Source organism: Streptomyces sp. GL_141, assembly GCF_057834385.1.
Map to the genome: position 1 here is coordinate 2,415,993 of NZ_CM174402.1, position 21,441 is coordinate 2,437,433.

At 71.1% G+C, this 21,441-nt stretch carries 15 protein-coding genes and 2 pseudogenes; 6 read left to right on the forward strand and 11 right to left on the reverse strand.

What is annotated here, in order from left to right; all coding sequences use genetic code 11:
* Positions 1 to 6: 6 nt before the first annotated feature.
* The gene (locus AC3IX6_RS10140) at positions 7 to 1,689 is read right to left on the reverse strand and encodes an urease subunit alpha (RefSeq protein ID WP_489371393.1); all 1,683 of its coding nucleotides are present in this window, start codon (positions 1,687 to 1,689) and stop codon (positions 7 to 9) included.
* Between the two features lie 47 nt (positions 1,690 to 1,736).
* The gene (gene ureA, locus AC3IX6_RS10145; RefSeq protein WP_489369854.1) at positions 1,737 to 2,504 is read right to left on the reverse strand and encodes an urease subunit gamma; all 768 of its coding nucleotides are present in this window, start codon (positions 2,502 to 2,504) and stop codon (positions 1,737 to 1,739) included.
* 155 nt (positions 2,505 to 2,659) lie between these two features.
* On the opposite strand from ureA, the gene AC3IX6_RS10150 reads away from it, so the two are divergent.
* Together AC3IX6_RS10150 and AC3IX6_RS10155 are read left to right on the forward strand one after the other, a co-directional pair.
* Entirely contained in the window at positions 2,660 to 4,081 is a 1,422-nt protein-coding gene (locus AC3IX6_RS10150) for a cytosine permease (RefSeq protein ID WP_489369855.1), read from the forward strand.
* Positions 4,082 to 4,174: 93 nt separating this feature from the next.
* A complete protein-coding gene (locus tag AC3IX6_RS10155; protein ID WP_489369856.1) occupies positions 4,175 to 4,327 on the forward strand; it encodes a hypothetical protein in 153 nt (50 codons plus the stop codon).
* A 111-nt stretch (positions 4,328 to 4,438) separates the two neighbouring features.
* Here AC3IX6_RS10155 and AC3IX6_RS10160 read toward each other — a convergent pair whose 3' ends face one another.
* The 4 genes and pseudogenes from AC3IX6_RS10160 to AC3IX6_RS10175 form a co-directional block, all read right to left on the reverse strand.
* Positions 4,439 to 5,524 (reverse strand): branched-chain amino acid aminotransferase, encoded by a 1,086-nt coding sequence (locus AC3IX6_RS10160; RefSeq protein WP_489369857.1) that lies wholly within the window; start codon positions 5,522 to 5,524, stop codon positions 4,439 to 4,441.
* Between the two features lie 231 nt (positions 5,525 to 5,755).
* Positions 5,756 to 6,796, reverse strand: coding sequence for a 3-isopropylmalate dehydrogenase (locus tag AC3IX6_RS10165; RefSeq protein WP_250742445.1), 1,041 nt, complete (start codon positions 6,794 to 6,796; stop codon positions 5,756 to 5,758).
* A gap of 103 nt (positions 6,797 to 6,899) precedes the next feature.
* Positions 6,900 to 7,034 carry a hypothetical protein gene (locus tag AC3IX6_RS10170; RefSeq protein ID WP_489369858.1) on the reverse strand — a complete coding sequence of 45 codons (135 nt, stop codon included), beginning with the start codon at positions 7,032 to 7,034 and terminating at the stop codon, positions 6,900 to 6,902.
* A 260-nt stretch (positions 7,035 to 7,294) separates the two neighbouring features.
* Positions 7,295 to 7,838, reverse strand: a pseudogene (locus AC3IX6_RS10175) (LysR substrate-binding domain-containing protein); the annotation flags it as partial.
* Here AC3IX6_RS10175 and AC3IX6_RS10180 point away from each other — a divergent pair.
* Together AC3IX6_RS10180 and AC3IX6_RS10185 are read left to right on the forward strand one after the other, a co-directional pair.
* Positions 7,810 to 8,509, forward strand: a pseudogene (locus AC3IX6_RS10180) (hypothetical protein). The pseudogenes AC3IX6_RS10175 and AC3IX6_RS10180 overlap by 29 nt on opposite strands.
* 119 nt (positions 8,510 to 8,628) lie before the next feature.
* Complete coding sequence (locus tag AC3IX6_RS10185; RefSeq protein ID WP_489369859.1) at positions 8,629 to 10,659, forward strand: phosphocholine-specific phospholipase C; 2,031 nt, start codon at positions 8,629 to 8,631, stop codon at positions 10,657 to 10,659.
* Here AC3IX6_RS10185 and AC3IX6_RS10190 read toward each other — a convergent pair whose 3' ends face one another.
* Entirely contained in the window at positions 10,660 to 11,229 is a 570-nt protein-coding gene (locus AC3IX6_RS10190) for a GNAT family N-acetyltransferase (protein ID WP_489369860.1), read from the reverse strand. It lies immediately after the preceding gene.
* A 129-nt stretch (positions 11,230 to 11,358) separates the two neighbouring features.
* Between AC3IX6_RS10190 and AC3IX6_RS10195 the strand changes: the two genes are divergently transcribed.
* Positions 11,359 to 12,060, forward strand: a complete 702-nt coding sequence (locus tag AC3IX6_RS10195; RefSeq protein WP_274549713.1) for a nitroreductase family protein — start codon at positions 11,359 to 11,361, stop codon at positions 12,058 to 12,060.
* An 87-nt stretch (positions 12,061 to 12,147) separates the two neighbouring features.
* Here AC3IX6_RS10195 and pruA read toward each other — a convergent pair whose 3' ends face one another.
* Together pruA and AC3IX6_RS10205 are read right to left on the reverse strand one after the other, a co-directional pair.
* Positions 12,148 to 13,779: an L-glutamate gamma-semialdehyde dehydrogenase gene (gene pruA, locus AC3IX6_RS10200; RefSeq protein WP_489369861.1), complete on the reverse strand. Its 1,632-nt coding sequence runs from the start codon at positions 13,777 to 13,779 to the stop codon at positions 12,148 to 12,150.
* 33 nt (positions 13,780 to 13,812) lie between these two features.
* Entirely contained in the window at positions 13,813 to 14,739 is a 927-nt protein-coding gene (locus tag AC3IX6_RS10205; RefSeq protein WP_489369862.1) for a proline dehydrogenase family protein, read from the reverse strand.
* Between the two features lie 201 nt (positions 14,740 to 14,940).
* Here AC3IX6_RS10205 and AC3IX6_RS10210 point away from each other — a divergent pair, with 201 nt between their 5' ends.
* On the forward strand, positions 14,941 to 16,170 hold the full coding sequence (locus tag AC3IX6_RS10210) for a PucR family transcriptional regulator (protein WP_489369863.1): 1,230 nt from the start codon (positions 14,941 to 14,943) through the stop codon (positions 16,168 to 16,170).
* A 31-nt stretch (positions 16,171 to 16,201) separates the two neighbouring features.
* Here the strand turns inward: AC3IX6_RS10210 and AC3IX6_RS10215 are convergent, their stop codons facing one another.
* Together AC3IX6_RS10215 and AC3IX6_RS10220 are read right to left on the reverse strand one after the other, a co-directional pair.
* Positions 16,202 to 20,617 (reverse strand): hypothetical protein, encoded by a 4,416-nt coding sequence (locus AC3IX6_RS10215; protein ID WP_489369864.1) that lies wholly within the window; start codon positions 20,615 to 20,617, stop codon positions 16,202 to 16,204.
* A gap of 131 nt (positions 20,618 to 20,748) precedes the next feature.
* Positions 20,749 to 21,348 (reverse strand): TetR/AcrR family transcriptional regulator, encoded by a 600-nt coding sequence (locus AC3IX6_RS10220; protein WP_489369865.1) that lies wholly within the window; start codon positions 21,346 to 21,348, stop codon positions 20,749 to 20,751.
* Between the last annotated feature and the right edge of the window lie 93 nt (positions 21,349 to 21,441).

Sequence of the window (21,441 nt, forward strand, 5' to 3'; positions counted from 1 at the left end):
GCTGACTTAAAGGAAGTACAGGCGGTTGAGGGAGACCGATTCGGCGGCTTCGGAGCGCAGCGGTTCCCCGTCGAGGGAGACGAGTCCGCTGCGCGCGTCCACATCGACCGCGCCCACCCGGGAGTTGAGGAGCAGGTTCCCCGGGCCGATGCCCCGGGTGCCGCGGACGGCGACGCGGCGCCTGCGGGTCGGCATCTCGTCGCTGCCCAGCGCCGCCGCGGCGGCCGAGACGAAGGCGACGGAGATATCGGCCGCGGTGGCCCCGTACGAGCCGAACTGCGGGCCGAGGACCAGCGGTTCACAGGTGTCGGTGGCGGCGTTGGGGTCGCCGGTGACCCCGTAGGCCGGGAAGCCGGACTTGAGGACCAGCTGCGGCTTGGCGCCGAAGAACTGGGGGCGCCACAGCACGATGTCGGCGAGCTTGCCGACCTCGATGGAGCCGATCTCGTGGGCCAGGCCGTGGGCGATGGCCGGGTTGATGGTCAGCTTGGCCATGTAGCGCAGGACGCGGGCGTTGTCGTCGCCCTCGCCGTCGCCGGCCAGCGGGCCGAGCTCGCCCTTCATCTTGGCGGCCATGGCGAAGGTGCGGCGGATGGTCTCGCCCGCGCGGCCCATGCCCTGGGCGTCGGAGGAGGTGATGCCGATCGCGCCGAGGTCGTGCAGGACGTCCTCGGCCCCCATCGTGCCCGCGCGGATCCGGTCGCGGGCCATGGCGGCGTCGCCGGGGAGGTCCGGCTTGAGGTCGTGGACGGAGACGATCATGCCGTAGTGCTCGGCGACCGCGTCCCGGCCGAAGGGCAGGGTCGGGTTGGTGGAGGAGCCGATGACGTTCGGCACGCCCGCCATCTTCAGGACGTTGGGGACGTGGCCGCCGCCGCAGCCCTCGATGTGGAAGGCGTGGATGGTCCGGCCGTCCAGTACCCGCAGGGTGTCCTCGACGGAGAGGCATTCGTTGAGGCCGTCGCTGTGCAGGGCGACCTGGACGTCGTACTCCTCGGCCACGCGCAGGGCGGTGTCCAGGGCGCGGGTGTGCGCGCCCATGTCCTCGTGGACCTTGAAGCCGGACGCGCCGCCTTCGGCGAGGGCCTCGATCAGCGGGGCCGCGTCCGAGGAGGAACCCCGGGCCAGGAAGCCGATGTTGACGGGCCAGGCGTCGAAGGCGTTGAAGGCGTGCTTCAGCGCCCACGGCGAGTTGACGCCGACGCCCCAGACCGGGCCGAACTCCTGCCCGATGATCGTGGTGACGCCCGCGGCGAGCGAGGCCTCCATGATGCGCGGGGAGAGCAGGTGCACGTGGGTGTCGACGGCGCCGGCGGTGGCGATCATGCCCTCGCCGGAGACGATGCTCGTCCCCGTGCCGACCACGACGTCGACCCCGTCGAGGGTGTCGGGGTTGCCGGCCCGGCCGATCGCGTGGATGCGCCCTTCGCGGATGCCGATGGAGACCTTGCGGATGCCGAGGACGGCGTCGATGACCAGCACGTTGCTGATCACCACGTCGCAGGTGTCGCGGACGGCGGCGGCCTTCAGGTGCAGCCCGTCGCGGGCCGTCTTGCCGAAACCGGCCAGGAACTCGTCCCCGGGCTTCTGCGAATCGGACTCCACGCGGACGGTCAGCCCGGAGTCGCCGAGCCGGACCCGGTCGCCGGCGCGGGGGCCGAAGACGGAGGCGTACTCGTGCGGGTCGATGTGCCGGCTGCCGGGTGCGCAGTGGTCGCTGTGCCTGGTCTGCTTGCTCACGCCTGGTCTCCGTCCGTGGCGTCGGTTCCTTCGGTTCCGCCCGTGGCGTCGGTTCCACCGGCTCCACCGGTTCCTTCGGCCCCGCCGGTTCCGAGGTAGCCGCAGGCGGCCGCGCGGCGCAGGGCTTCGGCCTTGGCGCCCGGGGCGTCCAGCGGTCCGTCGACCAGCCCGGCGAAGCCGATCGCGACGCGGTCCCCGCCGATGGGGACGAGGCCGACCTCGCCCTCGCCGTGCGGGTCGAACCGTACGGACGAGCCCGCCGGTACGCACAGGCGCATGCCGTACGCCGCCGCGCGGTCGAAGTCGAGGCGCGGGTTGGCCTCGAAGAAGTGGAAGTGGGAGGTGACGCTCACCGGCACCGGGGCGGTGTTGCGCACGCGCAGCTGGACCGTGGGCTCCGGCTGGGGGGCTCCGGGGCCGGGTACGACCGCGCCCGGGGCGTCCTCGCCGAGGCCGACGGCGCCCCGGATGGGGGACGAGACCACCGCGAGGCGGGATCCGTCGTCGAAGACGGCCTCCACGTGCACCTCGGTGACCACGTCACTGACGCCGGGCAGGACATCGTCCGGGCCCAGCACGGAGCGGGCCTCCTCGATGGCCTCCGCCAGCCGCTTGCCGTCGCGCGCGGCCTCGCAGACCGTGTCCGCGATGAGCGCGGTGGCCTCCGGGACGTTGAGCTTCAATCCGCGGGCCCGCCGGGCCCTGGCCAGTTCCGCAGCGCTGCGGAGAAGCAGCCGGTCGCGCTCCGTAGGGGTCAGCCGCACGCCGATCCACCACCCTTTGAGTCGATGGGTTAGAGCATCACTCTAACTCTTCATTTCCCTGCAATGAAGCATTGACCTGAGACCAGGGCTTAGGTCACATTGAGTGTCGCTCAAACAATGCATGCCACCCCCCGCCCTGCCAAGGGAGTCCCCCCATGCCCATCGAACAGCGCGGAGTCGACACCATCCCGGAGGAGGAACGGACCAGCGGCCCCCGTGACCTGATCTCGATCCTCCTCGGCTCCAATCTCTGCCTCGGCGTGATCGTCTTCGGCTGGCTGCCCCCGTCCTTCGGACTGGGTCTGTGGCCGTCGGTCACCGCCATCGTGACCGGCACCCTCGTCGGGATCGCCTTCACCGCGCCGCTGGCGCTCGTCTCCCTGCGCACGGGGACCAACCTCTCCACCTCCAGCGGTGCCCAGTTCGGCGTCCGCGGCCGGCTCGTCGGCTCCGTGGTCGGCCTGCTGCTCTCCCTCGGCTACACCGCGCTGACCCTGTGGATAGGCGGCGACGTGATGGTCGGCGCCCTGTCCCGGCTCACCGGGCTGCCGGACACCGGCCTCTCCCGGGCCGTGATGTACGGCGTGCTCGCCGCGTGCACCGTCGTCGGAGCCGTCTTCGGCTACCGGCTGCTGCTGCGCATGAGCAAGGTGCTCTCCATCGGCATGGTGCTGCTGCTGGCCGTCGGCGTGTTCGCCTACGCACCCGACTTCACCACCGCCGCTCCGCCGGACACCGCGTACCTGCTCGGCTCCTTCTGGCCGACCTGGCTGCTCGCCGCCGTCGCCGCCGGGCTCAGCGGGCCCGTCGCCTTCATCACCCTGCTCGGCGACTACACCCGCTACATCTCCCCGCGCAGGCACAGCTCCCGCAAGGTGCTCTGGTCCACCGGGCTCGGCCTGCTCGTGGGGCTGCTGATCCCGCAGCTCTTCGGCACCTACACCGCGCTCGCCGCCCGGGCCGGCGCCGAGTACGCCGGTCCGCTGGTCGACGCCGCGCCGTTCTGGTACCTGGTGCCGCTGCTGGTCGCCGCGGCGGCCGGATCGGTCGGCAACGCCGGGCTGATGCTCTACTCCATGGGCCTCGACCTCGACGCCATCGTCCCCAGGGCCACCCGTACCGTCTCCACCGTGATCGCCGCGGCCGTGGCCACCGCCTTCGTGTTCGTCGGCTCCTTCTCGTGGGACGTCCAGGCCGCGATGACCTCGTTCGTCCTGCTGCTGACCGCGATCGGCACCCCGTGGGCCGTGATCACCCTCATCGGCTACGTCCGCTGCCGCGGCCACTACGACGCCGAAGCCCTCCAGGTCTTCAACCGCCGCGCCAAGGGCGGGATCTACTGGTTCCGCGGCGGCTGGAACATCCCGGCCACCCTCTCCTGGGCCGTCGGCGCGGGCGTCGGCCTGCTCGCCGTGACCACCCCGTTCTACGAGGGACCGCTGCTGGCCCTGACCGGCGGCGTGGACTGCTCCTTCGTCCTCTCCGGCCTGGCCGGCGGCCTGGTCTACGCGGCCCTGACCGCCCGCACGGCCCACGCCCCGGCCGCGGAGGCCGTCGAGGAGCCGGTGGCCGCCTGAGCCGGCGATCAACCGTTCGGCCCGCGATGGCGTCTACCGGTACAGCGGCGGCCGAACAGGACACGGCCGCCACCAACGACACGGGGAGGCGTCGTGGAAGAACTCGCATATGTGGCGGGAAAGATCGTCAAGGGAGTCGCGGGCCTGGCCTACGCCTTCGGTGACACCCTCGTGGGCCTCGGCCCGGAGGGGAAGGACCAGGAGCGCAAGAAGAAGCGCGAGGGCGAGGCGGACGAGGAGCGCTGACCACGCCCCTCCCGCCGCGGCTCACATCCGAAACACCCGAAGGCCCCCCGCGCGATGTGCGCGGGGGGCCTTCGGGCCGTTCGGGGCAGGGCGGACTAGGGGCAGGGCTGACTAGCCGAGCGGGTGCATCCAGCCGTGGGTGTCGGCGTTGTGGCCGGTCTGGAGGTCCAGGAGGGCCTTGCGGAGCTTCATGGTGACCTCGCCGGGCTCACCGGTGCCCTGGGTCCAGTTCGCGCGCTCCGACTTGACCGAGCCGACCGGGGTGATCACGGCGGCCGTACCGCAGGCGAAGACCTCGGTCAGGGTGCCGTTCTCGTTGTCGCGCTTCCAGTCCTCGGTGGTGATGCGGCCCTCTTCGGCGGTGTAGCCGAGGTCGCGGGCGATCGTGAGGAGGGAGTCGCGCGTGATGCCGGGGAGGAGCGAGCCGGTGAGCTCGGGCGTGACGATGCGGTCGCCGTACACGAAGTACAGGTTCATCCCGCCCATCTCCTCGATCCAGCGGTGCTCGACGGCGTCGAGCCAGACCACCTGGTCACAGCCGTGCTCGGCGGCCTGGGCCTGCGCGACGAGCGAAGCCGCGTAGTTGCCGCCGGTCTTGGCGGCGCCGGTGCCGCCCTTGGCGGCGCGGACGTACTCCTCGGAGAGCCAGACGGAGACGGGCTTCACGCCCCCGGGGAAGTAGGCGCCGGCGGGCGAGGCGATCACGATGAAGAGGAACTCGTTCGCCGGGCGGACACCGAGGCCGACCTCGGTGGCGAACATGAAGGGCCGCAGGTAGAGCGAGGCCTCGCCGGAGTCCGGCACCCAGGCGCGGTCCTGCTTGATCAGCGCGTCGCAGGCGGCGATGAACAGCTCGGTCGGCAGCTCCGGCATCGCCATGCGGCGGGCGGAGGACTGGAAGCGCTCGGCGTTGGCCTGCGGACGGAAGGTGGCGACGGTGCCGTCGGGCTGCTTGTAGGCCTTGAGCCCCTCGAAGATCGTCTGCGCGTAGTGCAGGGTCATGTTCGCCGGGTCCATCGACAGGGGCGCGTACGGGACCAGCTCCGCGTCGTGCCAGCCGCGGCCCTCGGTCCACTTGATCGTGACCATGTGATCGGTGAAGTGGCGGCCGAAGCCGGGGCTCACCAGGATCGCGTCGCGCTCCGCGGCGGACAGGGGGGTCGAGGAGGGCTTCAGCTCGATCGTGGGCGTCGTCATGAGTGCTTGTCCTTCACCGGTTTTGTAGGGCGGACCGCGCTCACGGCGTACTAGGACGTCCGAGCTTCCCCGTATTCCGCGGCCTCGCGTTCGATTATCGCGCGGGAGGACGCTTCGGTGAAACGGGGTGAATGCGGCCCAGGAGAGATGGTGACACCCGGGGCCGCACAGGAAAAGCCGCCGGGTGCGGTGGTCGCGACCCGGCGGCTTCCTGGAGGTGGGGCTACCGGGTCAGCCGGCTACTCGCGCGGCGAGGGCGTCGCCGATGGCGTCGGTGGAGCGGAAGGTGCCGTCGCGCTCGGCCAGGTCGGCGGAGACCGCGTCCTCGATGCGGGCGGCCTGGGCCTCGTAGCCGAGGTGGCGCAGCAGGAGGGCGACCGAGAGGATCGTCGCGGTCGGGTCGGCCTTGCCGGTGCCGGCGATGTCCGGGGCCGAGCCGTGGACGGGCTCGAACATCGACGGGAAGGCGCCGGTCGGGTTGATGTTGCCCGAGGCGGCCAGGCCGATCCCGCCGGTCACGGCGGCGGCCAGGTCGGTGAGGATGTCACCGAAGAGGTTGTCCGTGACGATGACGTCGAAGCGCTCCGGCTGGGTGACGAAGAAGATCGTCGCGGCGTCGACGTGCAGGTAGTCGGTGGTGACCTCGGGGTACTCCTGGCCGACCTTGTCGAAGATGTTCTTCCACAGGTGACCGGCGTACACGAGCACGTTGTTCTTGTGGACCAGCGTCAGCTTCTTGCGCGGGCGGCCGTTGGCGCGCTCGTACGCGTCACGGACCACGCGCTCGACGCCGTAGGCCGTGTTGAGGCTGACCTCGGTGGCCACCTCGGCCGGGGTGCCGGTGCGCAGGCTGCCGCCGTTGCCGGTGTACGGGCCTTCGGTGCCCTCGCGGACCACGACGAAGTCGATCTCCGGACGGCCGGCGAGCGGGGTGGCCGTGTTGGGGAAGAGCTTCGACGGGCGCAGGTTGATGAAGTGGTCGAAGGCGAAGCGGAGCTTCAGCAGCAGACCGCGCTCCAGGACGCCCGACGGGACCGAGGGGTCGCCGATGGCGCCCAGCAGGATCGCGTCGTGGTGCTTGAGGGCTTCGAGCTCCGCGTCCGGGAGGGTTTCACCGGTGCGGTGCCAGCGCTGGGCGCCGAGGTCGTATTCCTTGGTCTCCAGCTTCACATCCTGGGGCAGGACCGCGGTAAGGACCTTGAGGCCCTGAGCCACGACTTCCTGGCCGATGCCATCACCGGGGATCACTGCGAGATTGATGCTGGTCGACATGGTGGAACCGTACTCCTTGTCCCATCCCTCAGACATATTGCGTCCACCATGTGGACGCAATATGTCCCGGGCCGGGAGCGCTCAGCGGCAGGTCAGTGGCCGGTCAGTGGCCGGTCGAGCCGCCGTTGTCGCGGCGGTCCAGCGCGCGCTGGAGGGCGGCGGCGGCGTTCTTCCGGTCCGCGTCGGCGGAGGCGGAGCGGCGGACGCGGCGGGTGGTGGTGGAGGGGGTGTGCGTCATGGTGATCGACTCCTTGAGATCACGGCGTGGCGGGGCCACGGATGAGGGGTTCCTTCAAGGCGCCGGAAGAGGCGGGGAGCGGTGCGCGGCAGGGGTTGCCTGCCATGGGGCGCGCGCTCTCGACCGCCATTCGCCGGATCGGCGAGACGTTCGGCTTCTACAACGTAGGCCAGCTCCCGCTGTATGTCTCCGCAATTACTCGGACTTCCTACTATCTGAGACGCCGAACCGCCCGGAAGACCCTCTCGCAGGCTCCGTTTTTAGCCGCTTACGGCACGAAGTTCCCTGATCAGAGCCCGTACAGCGAGAGTCGCAGCGGATTCCGGTGTGGTGACGTACCCCACGCGCCTCACCGGCCCCTCCGGGCCCAAACCGGTGAAATCCACGGCTCCGGTCGCCTCCCGGAGGGACAGCTCGGGCATGATCGCCATGCCGAGCCCCCGCCCGACCTAGGTCCGCGCGGCCCGCGGCCACCTCCCCGGCCGCGCCGGCGCCGAGCTCGCGCACCACCCGGACCTCGGGGCGGACACCGGGGTGGCGGGCGGTGAGCCGCTCCAGGGCGGGGGGCAGCAGGTGCAGGGCCGCGCTGCGGAACGCGGCGATCCGCAGCACGCCCTCCGGTGCCGCCGGGCCCGCGGCCAGGCCCGCGCCGCGCGCCTCCGCGCCCATGACCTCGTAGAGCCGCAGGATCCGGCGGGCGTGCCCGACGGCCCGCTCCCCCGCCGGGGTGGGCGAGGCGCCGGTGCGGCCGCGCTCGAAGAGCACCGCGCCGAGCTTGGCCTCGCTGCCGCGCACCGAGTGCGAGGACTTCGCCTACGTCCGCACCCCCGCCCCCGAGCCCCGGCCCGGCACCGCCCTGGTGGAGAACCTGCTGCTCTCCGTGGACCCTCCCCCAGCTACCGCTGGGAGGTGCCCCCGCACCGCGGGCTGATGGACGGCGGCGAGGGCGGCTTCGAGCTCGGCACCCCGCTCGAAGGCCGCTCGGTGGGCCGGGTCACCGCCTCCCGCGACCCGGGCCTCGCGGAGGGCGAGGACCTCTTCGTCTCGGCCGCGGCGGGCGGAGTCGGAACGGCCACCGGCCACATCGCCCGGCTGCTCGGCGCCCGCCGGATCATCGGCAGCGCGGGTTCGGCGGCGAAGGTCCGCCACCTCACCGGGGTCCTGGGCTTCGACGCGGCCTTCGACTACCACGACGGGCCGGCGGGATCTCGATGTACAACGGCGACCGTTCCCCCGCCGCGCCCCGCAACCTCTTCGAAGTCGTACACAAGTCGCTGCGCCTGGAAGGGGTATTGGTTCGCAATCACACCAATCTGCAGGACGAACTGGAGGACTTCCTCGTCCCCCACCTGCGCAGCGGCCGGATCGGTACCGACACCACCGTTGTACAGGGGTTTGATCACACGGTGGATGCCTTCCGGGGCATGCTCCGAGGGGACAATCCGGGCAAGATGCTCGTACGGGTCGACGACTGAATCAGGCCACCCCGATGTTCACCGACTTCTTACCGCACGGATGTAGACCTTTGGCGCGGCTACCGCCACGCTTGCCGTCAATGTGCCAGCGGGGCACTTGAGTTGGAGGCGAGCAGCCAGTGACACCTATCAGCCGCAGAGGATTCGTGGGAATCGGCGCCGGGCTGATGGCAGGGGCGGCCCTGCCCGCGATCGCGCCGACCTCGGCGGCCGCGGCCGCCGCGTCCGGCACGATCACCGACGTGAAGCACGTGGTGATCCTGATGCAGGAGAACCGCAGCTTCGACCACTACTTCGGCAAGCTGAAGGGTGTCCGCGGCTTCGGCGACCGCGCCGCCGGCAACATCCCGGGTGGCTGGGGCATGTTCAACCAGCCCAACTGGGGCGGCCGCCAGTACCCGTGGAAGCTCAGCTCCACCCCGCCGGCGGGCGGCGTCGACGGCGAGACCCTCGCCCAGTGCAACGGCGACCTCCCGCACAGCTGGACCTCGCAGCACGCGGCCTGGAACAAGGGCCGCATGGACAACTTCGTCACCGGCGTCGGCAACACCCGCACCCTCGGGTACCTCGACCGCGGCGACATACCGTTCCACTACGGCCTCGCCGACAACTACACCATCTGCGACGCCTACTTCTGCTCCACCCTGAGCGCGACCGGCCCCAACCGCACCTTCCTGTGGAGCGGCAAGATCGACGCGGGCAGCAAGGACGGCGGCGACGAGTCCGGGCTGACCTGGGAGACGTACGCCGAGGCCCTCCAGCGCGCCGGGATGAGCTGGAAGGTCTACCAGAACGCCCAGGACAACTACGGGGACAACGGGCTCGCCTACTTCAAGAAGTTCACGGACGCCGCCCCCGGCAACCCCCTGTGGGACCGCGGCATGGGCTCCGTCCCCAAGGTCACCGGCTCCACCCCCGACGACATCGCCGCCGCCATCCGCGCGGACGTCGTCGCCGGCACCCTCCCCCAGGTCTCCTGGGTCGTGGCGAACGAGGCCTTCTCCGAGCACCCGTACGCCCCGCCCGGCGACGGCGCGCACTTCGTGGACCTGGTCTACCGCGCGCTCTCGGCCAACCCGGAGGTCTTCGACTCCACCGTCCTCTTCCTCAACTACGACGAGAACGACGGCTTCTTCGACCACGTCCCGCCGCCCGTCGCCCCGCCCGGCACCGCCGGCGAGTACATCGACGGCGTCCCGATCGGGCTCGGCTTCCGCGTCCCGATGATCGTGATGTCCCCGTGGACCCGCGGCGGCTGGGTGAGCTCCGAGGTCTTCGACCACACCTCCGTGCTGCGCTTCATGGAGAAGTGGACGGCCGCGCTCGGCACCCCGGCGAACTGTCCGAACATCAGCGCCTGGCGCCGCAAGGTCACCGGCGACCTGACGGGCGTCTTCGACTTCGCGCACCCGGTCTACGGGGTTCCCGCGGGCCTCCCCTCCACGGCGAAGGTCATCGGCCAGGCGACCTGCGGCCCGATGCCCAACCCGGTGCCGCAGGACAACGCGCAGCCGGCGCAGGAGGCCGGGACCCGGCCCGCGCGGGCCCTTCCGTACCAGGTCAACGGGAACCTGGACCGCTTCGAGTTCGGTTCGGGCGGCAAGATCCTGGCCTGGTTCTCCATGGCGAACGCGGGCACCGAGGCGAAGCGGGCGGCGCACTTCTCGATCCACCCGCACCAGTACCGGGACACGGCCGCCTGGCAGTACACGGTGGACGTGGGCGCCACGTCGACGGACTACTTCAACATCGGCACGGGCAGCGGCTCCGGCAAGTACGACATCTCGATGTACGGGCCGAACCGCTTCCTGCGGCGCTTCATCGGCGACGCGTCGAAGGCGGGGAAGTCGATCGAGGTCGCGTCCCGCTTCGCGGTGGAGCCGGGCACCGGCAAGACGGCGCTCTACCTCAAGCTGACCAACTCCTCCGCCTCCCCGGTCACCTTCACGATCCGCGCGAACGCCTACCGCACGGACGGCCCGTGGACGTACACCGTGCCGGCGAACTCCTCGCGCGAGGACTACTTCAACGCCGTCGCCTACCACAACGGCTGGTACGACTTCACGGTCCTCGCCGACTCCGACGGCACCTGGTCGCGCCGGTACACGGGCCACATCGAGACGGGCGCCCCGAGCATCAGCGGCAGCTAGCTAGAGCACGTCCCCGTCGCGCCAGTCGAACCACAGCGGCCCGGCGGTGGGATCGAGCAGCACCCCACCGCCGGGCGGCGTCCACACGTACGTCGACCCCTCCTCCTCGGGCAGCCGCTCGGGCCCGCCGGGCCCGAGCACCCCGATCTCCCCGCCCCACACCCGCCAGCCGCGGCCCGCGTACAGCCGGGCCCCGTCGGCGGAGGCACTGAGCGCCCCGAGCACGTAGCCCCGCTCGACGACCCCCTCGGCCGCCGCCATCACCGCGCCGCCGAGCCCGCTCCGGCGCCGGTCGGCCCGCACCGCCACGGCCTCGACGTACCCGGTGCGCAGCGCCCGCCCCCGGTGCAGCACCCGCCGCTGCACGACGCTCCCGTGCGCGACGAGCTCGCCGCCCTCGTGCACCAGCACGTGCATCCCGCCGAGCGCGTGCTCGAAGTCCTCACCCCCGAAGTCCCCCTCGAAGGCCCCACCGAGCAGTTCCCGCACCCGCCGCAACTCCCCCGCACCGAGCTGCGCGGTGTGCCGCAGCGAGACGTCCCGTCCGGTTTCCCTGCCCTCGTCACCCATCCCGGGACCGTACCAAGCGGGCTCCCCCACCATCCGTATCCGCTATGCGGACATGAAATATCGCCCACCGGCCGGATTGGGCCGACGCGGGTCTGGCGGTCTGGACCATTGGCTCGGCAGACTCGGCCCATGTCTCCCGATACCCAGCAGTGGACCCCGATCCACGGGCAGCCGTACCGTCCCGCCCCCTACCGCCCCGAGCGGATGCCGGCGCAGGAATCCCTCGCCCGCGCCGCCGAGTTGCGCGAGCGGATGGACGGGCGCAGGACCGTACGCCACTTCTCCCCCGACCCGGTGCCCGAGCAGGTGGTCCGGGACGCCATCGCGTGCGCCGCGACCGCGCCCTCCGGGGCGCACCAGCAGCCGTGGACCTTCGTACTGGTCAAGGACCCTGCCGTACGGGAGCAGATCCGCGCGGCCGCCGAGCAGGAGGAGCAGCTCTCCTACGACGGCCGCCTCGGCGACGAGTGGCTCGCGGCCCTGCGCCCCATCGGCACGGACGCCGTGAAGACCCACCTCACCGATGCCCCGGCCCTGATCGTGGTCTTCCAGCAGCGCTACTGGCTCGGCGAGGACGGTACGAAGCACAAGCACTACTACGTCGACGAGTCGGTCGGCATCGCGGTCGGCATGCTCCTGTCCGCCCTCCACCTCTCCGGCCTGGCCGCCCTGATCCACACGCCGAGCCCGATGCGCTTCCTCTCCCACGTCCTGAACCGCCCCGAGAACGAGAAGGCCTTCGCGGTCATCCCGGTCGGCTACCCCTCCCCCGACTGCGAGGTCCCGGACCTGGTCCGCAAGTCCCTGGACCAGGTCATCGTGGAGGTCTAGGCGGACCGGTGGACCGCCGGACATGAAACCGCCCCCGCTCCGGACTTGGGGGTACCGGAGCGGGGGCGGGGTTCGGTGGGGCCGGTGTCAGCCCATGTGGGGGTAGCCGTAGTCGGTCGGGGCGACCAGGGTTTCCTTGATGGAGCGGGTCGACGTCCAGCGCATCAGGTTCGACGCCGCGCCGGCCTTGTCGTTGGTGCCCGAGGCGCGGCCGCCGCCGAAGGGCTGCTGGCCGACGACGGCGCCGGTCGACTTGTCGTTGATGTAGAAGTTGCCCGCGGCGAAGCGGAGCTTCTCCATCGCGTCGGCCGCCGCGTAGCGGTCCTGGGCGATGACGGCGCCGGTCAGGGCGTACGCCGAGACGGACTCCATCTGCGCGAGCATCGCGTCGAACTCGGCGTCCTCGTAGACGTGGATCGCCAGGATCGGGCCGAAGTACTCGGTCGTGAAGACCTCGTTCTCCGGGTCGGTGCACGCGATCACCGTCGGGCGCACGAAGTAGCCCTCCGCGTCGTCGTACGTGCCGCCGGCGACGATCTCGCAGGTCGGGTCCGCGATGGCACGGTCGATCGCGGCCTTGTTCTTCGCGAAGGAACGCTCGTCGATGACGGCGCCGATGAAGTTCGTCAGGTCGCGGACGTCACCCATGGTGATGCCGTCGACCTCGGCCGCGAAGGCCTCCTTGAAGCCGTCGTTCCAGATCGAGGCCGGGACGTAGGCGCGCGAGGACGCCGAGCACTTCTGGCCCTGGTACTCGAAGGAGCCGCGGGTCAGGGCGGTCTTCAGGATCGCGCGGTCCGCGGACGGGTGCGCGACGACGAAGTCCTTGCCGCCGGTCTCGCCGACCAGCCGCGGGTAGGACTTGTACGTCTCGATGTTGGTGCCGACCGTCTTCCACAGGTACTGGAAGGTCTTGGTGGAACCGGTGAAGTGGATGCCCGCGAGCTCCGGGTGGGTCAGCGCCACGTCGGAGACGGCGATGCCGTCGCCCGTCACGAGGTTGATGACGCCCTTCGGCAGGCCGGCCGCCTCCAGCAGCTCCATGAGGAGGACCGCGGAGTGGGTCTGCGTCGGGGACGGCTTCCACACGACCACGTTGCCCATCAGGGCCGGGGCGGTCGGCAGGTTGCCCGCGATGGCCGTGAAGTTGAAGGGGGTGATCGCGTAGACGAAGCCCTCGAGCGGGCGGTGGTCGCTGCGGTTCCACACGCCGGCGGAGTTCGCGACCGGCTGCTCGGCCAGGATCTGGCGGGCGAAGTGGACGTTGAAGCGCCAGAAGTCGACGAGCTCGCACGGGGTGTCGATCTCGGCCTGCTGCGCGGTCTTCGACTGGCCCAGCATCGTGGACGCGGCCAGCTTCTCGCGCCACGGTCCGGACAGCAGCTCGGCGGCGCGCAGGATGATCGCGGCGCGGTCGTCGAAGGACATCGCGCGCCAGGCCGGGGCGGCGGCCAGGGCGGCGTCGACGGCCTCCTGGGCGTCGGCCCGCGTGGCGTTCGCGTAGGTGCCGATGACCGACTTGTGGTCGTGCGGCTGCACGACGTCGAAGCGCTCGCCGCCGCCCATCCGCTTGACGCCGTTGATCGTCATCGGGAGGTCGATCGGGTTCTCGGACAGCTGCTTCAGCTGCGTTTCGAGGCGCGCGCGCTCCGGGGTGCCGGGGGCGTACGAGTGGACCGGCTCGTTGACCGGCACGGGGACCTGGGTTACAGCGTCCATGATGCGGGGTGCTCCTTGAGCTAGTGGGAGGGCCTAGTTCTTGGTGATCATCGAGCGGAGGAAGAAGAGCAGGTTGGCCGGCTTCTCCGCGAGGCGCCGCATGAAGTAGCCGTACCAGTCGGTCCCGTACGCCGTGTAGACGCGCATGCGGTGGCCCTCGGCGGCCAGCCGCAGGTGCTCCTCGCCGCGGATGCCGTACAGCATCTGGAACTCGTACTCGTCCAGCTTGCGGCCCGCCTTGCGGGCGAGCTCCTGGCCGATGGCGATCAGGCGCGGGTCGTGGGACCCGATCATCGGGTAGCCCTCGCCGTCCATCAGGATCTTGAGGATGCGGACGTACGCCTTGTCGATCTCGGCCTTGTCCTGGTACGCGACCTCGGCGGGCTCCTTGTAGGCGCCCTTCACGATGCGTACGCGGCTGCCGGCGGCGGCCAGGCGGCGGGCGTCGGCCTCGGTGCGGAACAGGTACGCCTGGATCACGCAGCCGGTCTGCGGGTGCGTGCGGCGCAGCTCCTCGTGGATGGCGAACATCGAGTCGAGGGTGGTGTGGTCCTCGGCGTCCAGGGTCACGGTGGTGCCGATGGCGGCGGCGGCCTCGACGACCGGGCGGACGTTGGCGAGGGCCAGCTCGTGGCCGCCCTCCAGCGCCTGGCCGAACATGGACAGCTTGACCGACATCTCGACGGTCTCGCCGAGGCTCAGGTGCGCGAGCTGCTCGATGAGGTCGAGGTACGCGTCGCGCGCGGCGTGGGACTGCTCCACGGTGGTGATGTCCTCGCCGACGACGTCGAGGGTCACCTCCAGGCCCTTGCCCGTCAGGTCCTCGACGATCGGGATGACCTGGTCGACCGTCTCACCGGGGATGAACCGGTTCACCACGGGCTTGGTCACCGGGGCGGCAGAGACGATTCGGCGCATCTTGTCGCTGCGCGAGGCGGCGAGGATCGCGGGACCCAGCACGGGGTACCTCCAACGGGGGCGGGCAGAAGCAGACATTCGGCCCGCGCCGGGACGACGGAGGCCATAAGGAAAACGCAAGTAAAACCACCGTGAAACCTAGGGATCTCCCCGATCCTCTGCCATCGACAGCTGTCACGCATCCGTGGCCCGGATCTCATACATCTGTCTGAAGAGCGGGTGCGGGGGTGGGAGAATGTGCGGGTGAAAGGCGATTACCAGGACCTGGTGGACGAGATTTCGGCGCTGCTCGGCGCTCCGGCGACGCTGGAGAACCGGGACTTCCGCCTCATCGCCTTCGGCGCGCACGACAGCGACGACGATCTGGCCATGGACCCCGTACGGACCCGCTCGATCCTGACCCGCCAGTCGACGGCGGCCGTCCGGTCCTGGTTCGAGGGCTTCGGCATCGCCCGCGCCACCGGCCCGGTCAGGATCCCGGCCGCCCCCGACGCCGGCGTCTTCCGCGGGCGGATCTGCCTGCCGGTGCGCTACCGCGGGATCGTCCAGGGCTACGTATGGCTCCTCGACCAGGAGCCCGGCCCCGACGCGCAGTCGCTGGCCGCCGCCATGGAGGTGGCCCAGCGGATCGGGCTGCTCCTCGCGGAGGAGGCCCGGGCGGGGGCCGACCTGTCCCGGGAGTTCCTCGCGGTGCTCACGGCCGGCCGCGGCTGGCAGCAGGACATGGCGGTGGCCGCCCTACGGGTGGCACTCGGTCCGGGCGGCGAAGGACCGCACGCCGCGGTCTGCGTGAGCCCGTGGCCCGGCGAGGCCCCGGCTTCGGTCCCGGGGGCGGCCGCCGTGTGCGTGGTGCCCTGGCGGGGGGCCGGCGAGCAGGAACCCCACCCGGACGGCGGCGGCCCGCCGGGGCAGTCCCTCGCGGTCCTGATCCGCCTGCGCGGCGCGGACCCGCTGGCTCCGGCGCTCACGGCGATCTCCCGCCTGATGCCCCGCGCGGCCGACGGGACGGGCAGCACACCGACCGGCTCCAAGGCCACCGCACCCGCGGCCGCCACCGGAGTGACCGCCGGGGTGTCCGACCCCGTACGGGCGCTCACCGCACTGCCCGCCGCCTGGCAGCAGGCCACCGCCGCCGCCCGGGCCGCAGCCGCCGGGCCGCGGCTCGGCCCGGTCGCGCAGTGGTCCGCGATCGGGCCCTACCGCATGCTGGCCTCCGTCGCCGAGGAGGCCCTCGACGACCCGGTGGCCCGCGCCCTGCGCGGTCCGGCCAATCCCGAACTGGCGCGCACGGCCGAGGTGTTCCTGGACTGCGCCGGCCAGGCGGGCCGCGCGGCGGCGGCCCTGGGGATCCACCGCCAGACCCTGTACTACCGGCTGTCCCGGGTGGAGCAGCTGACCGGCCTCGACCTGGACGAGGGCGAGGACCGCCTGCTCCTCCACATGGCCCTCAAGGCCGCCCGCCTGCACGGGTGAGTCCAGGGTCCGCGATGCGGATCAGGCCGGGTTAGCTCAGTTCCACCGCCCAGGCCTCGGGGCCGTCGTAGCGGAACGCGAGCAGGCCCGTGATCGAGCGGTTCTCGTGGATGCCCCGGACCAGGTTGGCGCGGCGCGGTACGCAGAACGCGTGGATGCCCCGGCCGAAGTCGATGACACCAGAGGCCGGTCCGGTGATGCGGTCCACCCGGCCCTCCAGGCGGGTCAGGAACGAGGGCGGCGGCGCGTTCTCCCGGCGGTTCCAGTCCCGCAGGTCGTCGTGGGCCACCAGCCGGCCCAACTCGACTCCCTGGCCGAGCCATTCGTAGTTGAACCGCCGGTTGCCGAAGCCGGCCGTCCGTTCCCGGCACAGCTCCAGCTTGCGCTTGTACTCCGGCATCGCCGAGTCCTGGCCTTCGAGCACGCGCAGTCCGGTGAGCACGTAGTCGTAGAAGAGCGCCTCCCGGCTGAAGGGTTCGGCCCGCGCCCAGGTGGTCACGTAGTCCGCGGCCCTGTCCAGCGAGGCCGGCAGGAAGCGGGCCGCCTGCAGCCATTCGCGCAGGCTGGCGAAGTCCCGGGGGTTGTCCATCAGGTTGTCGTTGAGCAGCTCGACCGCCTGCTTTATGTCCCGCGGGTTCGCCTTCCGCCAGGATCCGTGGCGCTGCCGGTAGACGCGGGCCAGACGGCGGCGGACCGAGGGCTTGTAGACGTCGGTCCGCTCCAGCAGGTTGCGCCAGCCCTGCAGCAGGGCCTGGTAGTCGTCGTAGATCTTCAGCAGTTCGACCTCGGCCTCCTCGGCCACGCGCGAAATCCGGTCGGATCCCCGGATCTCCAGCGCCGCGTCCAGCGCGTCCTCCGCGTCGCCCAGCAGGTCCCGGTACGCCACCGCGGAGGGCCTGGCGAGGAAGCGGGCATAGGTGTCGGCGCCCGAGGTGGAGTAGCCGAACTCGATGACCTTGATGCACATCTGCGCGAGCGTGATGTGCCCGTACTCGCTGGAGCCGTCCAGCTTCGAGACCTCCTGGAACGAGAAGCGCGCGGATTCCACGAGTTCCAGGATCGCGCGTTCCTTCTCCCGCGGTTTGCCCTTGGCGTCCCCGCGGTCCTCGGTGAACGACCTGATCTCGTTCCGGAAGACGACGCCGCGCATGTGGTGCAGCAGCGGGTCGTTCGACGCGATGGAGATCGCCCGGTCCACCGCCTTCAGGGCGGAGGCGAAGTCGCGCGAGTCGTAGGACAGCAGTCGGCCGTAGTGACCCCAGTAGTGGGACTCCTCGGGGAACGTCTCGACCAGCGCGTGCAGCACCTCTTTGCGCCCGGGGGCCGACAGGTGCTGCAACAGCTCGGTGTAGGTGCTCGTGTTGGTGCGGAACTCCACCGGTTCGCGCGCGTCGCGGATGGTGAACAGCCGGTCCAGCAGGATCTTGAGGTCGTCCGGCAGCCGGTTGTCGAACACCTCCCCCGCGTGCGAGATCAGCCGCAGGCACCACAGGGGCAGGGCCGCCAACCAGTCCCCCCGGCCCCGGGAGGCGGCCGGCGGGACCAGCAACTGCCGCAGCACCTCCTCCGCGATCAGACTGTGGGACAGCCGCCACATGCCGCGGCTCTCCTCGACCAGCAGGCCGTGGAGCCGCTCGTCGACGTGCCGCCGCAGCTCCACCTGGTGGGACGACGGCACGCCGAGCAACCCGGCGAACAGGTCCTCGGGCACGGGGACCCCGCTGAACCGGTGGGCGAGCGCGAGCAGTACGAGCACCTCCCGGTCGGTGTCGTTGATGCCGGTGACGAACTGCTCCACGTACCCGGACAGCCCTTCGAAGCCCTCCACGAAGGCGGTGAGCGCGTAGAAGAACGGCACGCTGCTGTCGGAGTCCTCCCCGGCCAGGGCGAAGAGGTCGTCCGCCCGCTCGGGTGCCAGGTGGGTGAAGTGGCCGGCCATCTCCCTGCGGTCGGTCCCGCGGCGCATCGGCCCGACCCGCAGCCCCAACTGGGGCAGCGGCGTCCGGACCGCCTCGCCCCGGCCCTGCGGGGGCGCGTCATGGGCCCGGCCGAGCGTGGTGCGGCGGGCGGTGATGAGGAGCACCACGGGCACCCCGCTCGCGCGCAGCATGTCGTACAGCCGGTCCAGAGTGGCCTCGGCGACCAGTTCGAGGGTGAGGAGCACGGGTTTGCCGGTGGCCCTCGCCAGGTCGCTGACGAGGTCGGCGAGGACCACGTCGTCCTGGACGGCCCGGGCCACGACGGTCGGAAAATCGTCCTTGAGCGTCCAGGCCACCCGCCGGGCGATGGTGGTGCCCCCTGCGCCGGGTGAGTGCCCGAGCATGACCCGCAGGGTGTCCCGCTGCTCCAGCGCGGCGCGCACCTGCTGCACGAACTCGCCGGTCACGGCCCTGGGCAGGTCGAGGTGCGCGTCGAGTTCGAACCAGGAGATGGGGCGGCCCCGGTAGAAGGCGCCCACCTCGAACTCACCGCCCTCCGACTCCGCGCCCACCTCGGTGTGGAGCAGGGTGGCGGTGTCGTTGAACCGGGCGAGCAGGTCCTCCGGGACGTCGATGGGGCCGTCCTTGGCGGGGATCCTCGGTGTGCGGCCACGGATGCGGGACCCCGACTGGTCCGGCAGCGCGGCCAGCAGGGCGCTGGGGTCGGCGTGGATCAGCTGCGGGCCGTATTCCGCGAGGGCGCCCGGACCGGTCGCGGAGACCATGACGGTCTTCACCCGCTCCCCGAAGACGTCCTGGCACTCCTCGATCACGGCCCGTTCCGCGCTGCCGCCCTCGCCGAAGCACACCACGGTCACCGGCCGGGCGGAGTGGCGGCTGAGGACGTCGAAGGACTTCCTGACGAACGGCAGGTACGCCGAACGCCACTGGCGCAGCCCGTCCCGGGGAGGGACCGGGTTGGCGTTGCTGAGTCCGGCCGCGGCGATCCAGGTGGTGCTGTTCTCTCCGAAGAGGATGTCCTGGCCCGGCAGGCGCAGCCGCGGTACGCGGCCGCTCTCCGTGGAGGCGTGCAGCCAGCCGCCGTCCGTGTCGGTGGCGGGGTTCAGCTCCACGACCACGTTCCAGCCGAGCCGGGTGAACTTCTCGCACGCCGCCGCGGACAGCGAAGCCGAGTCCAGTACGGCGATGACCGTACGCCGTGCGCTCCAGCGCTCACAGGCGGCGGAGAGCTCTTCCAGCGCCTCCGAGATGTCCCAGTCGCCCACGGGTGCCGCCTTGAAGCCGCATCCCGGTGCCTGGTCCGCCGGCGGCCGCAGGCCGCGCTGCCCGAACAGGCGGCCGAGCGCGGTGCATGCCAGTTCGTAGCACCAGGCGCGCTCGCGCGCGGCGACGGTCTGCTCCCTCGTCGCGAAGAGCAGGGCATTGGCGACGAGGGACAGCGCGTACAGATCGCGCCAGTCGTCCAGCATCGCCAGGTCCGCGGCGTACTTCTCGCCGGCCTGCGCGATGTCGTTGGCCAGGTCGCACAGCCCGGCCACCTGGAGGGAGAACCCGCTCTCCGACTCCGGGTCCACCAGGAACTCGGCCAGTGCCGCACGCTGCACGTCGGTGAGTTCCGGGAGATCGCGGATGATCAGCGACAAGGTCAGATGGGCGAGATCGCGCGAGAGCGGGGCGTCCCCCTCGTAGGCCGACAGATCGATGAGACGGTAGGCCTCCCCGGGCGGCTTCGACCTGACCGGCAACAGGATGTTGTCACTGTGCAGGTCGCCGTGCGCACGGCCGAGGATCGACATCACGTGGTCGGGGTCGAGGCCGCGCCACTCGGTCTCCTCCAGCCAGGCGAGGACGTTCGGCGCCACCTCGCCGGCCGACAGGGTGATCCACAGCGGGACGGTGCCGTCGTCCGGCTCGTACGTCAGCTGCCCGGCCAGGGCCTTCAGGGGGCTCCCCTTGTCGGCCAGCGTGCCCAGATTGCTGCGGAGGTACTCGGCCACCGACTTCCGGGGCATGCCCGAAGGGCGGGGGTTCCAGTCTTCCAGTACGGAGCTCGCCACCGCCGCGGCCAGCTCGGGCAGCTGCCGGCTGTGCCACGCGGACAGCACCCGCATGTTCAGCAGGCCGCCGCCGGCCACTGCCTGGAACATCACCTTGGCACCGCTGGCGACCTCCACCGGTTCGATCGGCTGGTCGACCAGATGCGTCGCGGCGAAGAGTTCGGGCGCCTCCTGCAAAGCGTTGCGATGCCGTTTCGGCTCACGTGCCGTATGGCGGCCCGGCGGGCAGATCTTCATGATCAGCCGACCGTCGAACTCCGGCCCGGACAGCACCACCGAGGCCAGCTTCGCGCCGCTCAGGCCCTGGGTGAGCCACCTGTCGAAGGCGATGCTCGTTTCCGTGCGCTTCTGCCATGCGCCGAGGGCCTCGACGATATCCGGGTCGACACCTTCCCGCAGTAACTCGCCGTCCAGCGTTGATTCCTGGCCGCTCTTCGCCGATTCCGCCATCGAGCCCTCCCCTGTGCTCCCCATCCCTCGCGGGCAGGCTAGTGCACGGAAGCGGCCGCCGTCCCCCCGCTTCGACGGAGCGTCAGTTCACGCTCCGCGGGCTCCCGCGCCGGCCCGCGTTCCGGCTCCGTTCAGCCTTCGGCCGAGGTGTCCTCGGCGGCCGTCGCCGCCAGCGCCCGCGCCGCCCGGCGCATGCCCTCCGTCAGTTGGGCCGGGGTCGCGGCCGACTCGGGGTCGAAGAGCCACTGGAGCATGAAGCCGTTCAGCAGGGCCTGGTAGAAGGCGCCGGTGGTCCGCAGCTCCTCCTCCGTCAGGTCCTCCTCGGGCACGCCGGTGAACATCGAGACCAGCCCCCTGCGGCCCTCCCCCTGCGAGGCGGCGAGCATCGACCGCAGTTCCGGCATCCGGCCCCCGGCCAGGGCGATCTCCATGCTGGCCGACCAGATCGGGCCGGATTCCTCGTGGCCGGCGTGCACCCCGTCCCAGACCGAGCGGAAGCGTTCCAGCGAGCCGCCGTCGCCCTCCACCCCGGCCGCGAACTGGTCACCCCACTCCTGGACCACGGCGACGTAGGCCTGCGCCATGAGGGCGTCCTTGGAGCCGTAGTGGTAGCCGATCGAGGCCAGGTTCGTACCCGAGGCCTTGACGATGTCGCGGGCGGTCGTGCCCACGAAACCCTTCTCGACCAGGCACTTCTTGGCGCCTTCGAGCAGATCTTCGCGATGTCCCATGCCTTCACGGTAGCCAAGACATCCGTCCAAGACAAACGTCCTACACGGCCGTTCTATACATACGTACTAGACAGCCGTTTATGACGCTTGTAC

Bases quoted from the DNA above. Each gene is read 5' to 3' on its own strand.
- AC3IX6_RS10150 (WP_489369855.1), top strand. From the start codon at position 2,660: ATGCCCATCGAACAGCGCGGAGTCGACACCATCCCGGAGGAGGAACGG.
- AC3IX6_RS10195 (WP_274549713.1), top strand. From the start codon at position 11,359: ATGTCTCCCGATACCCAGCAGTGGACCCCGATCCACGGGCAGCCGTAC.
- pruA (WP_489369861.1), bottom strand. From the start codon at position 13,779: ATGGACGCTGTAACCCAGGTCCCCGTGCCGGTCAACGAGCCGGTCCAC.
- AC3IX6_RS10165 (WP_250742445.1), bottom strand. From the start codon at position 6,796: ATGTCGACCAGCATCAATCTCGCAGTGATCCCCGGTGATGGCATCGGC.
- AC3IX6_RS10160 (WP_489369857.1), bottom strand. From the start codon at position 5,524: ATGACGACGCCCACGATCGAGCTGAAGCCCTCCTCGACCCCCCTGTCC.
- AC3IX6_RS10215 (WP_489369864.1), bottom strand. From the start codon at position 20,617: ATGGCGGAATCGGCGAAGAGCGGCCAGGAATCAACGCTGGACGGCGAG.
- AC3IX6_RS10190 (WP_489369860.1), bottom strand. From the start codon at position 11,229: ATGGGTGACGAGGGCAGGGAAACCGGACGGGACGTCTCGCTGCGGCAC.
- AC3IX6_RS10170 (WP_489369858.1), bottom strand. From the start codon at position 7,034: ATGACGCACACCCCCTCCACCACCACCCGCCGCGTCCGCCGCTCCGCC.
- AC3IX6_RS10220 (WP_489369865.1), bottom strand. From the start codon at position 21,348: ATGGGACATCGCGAAGATCTGCTCGAAGGCGCCAAGAAGTGCCTGGTC.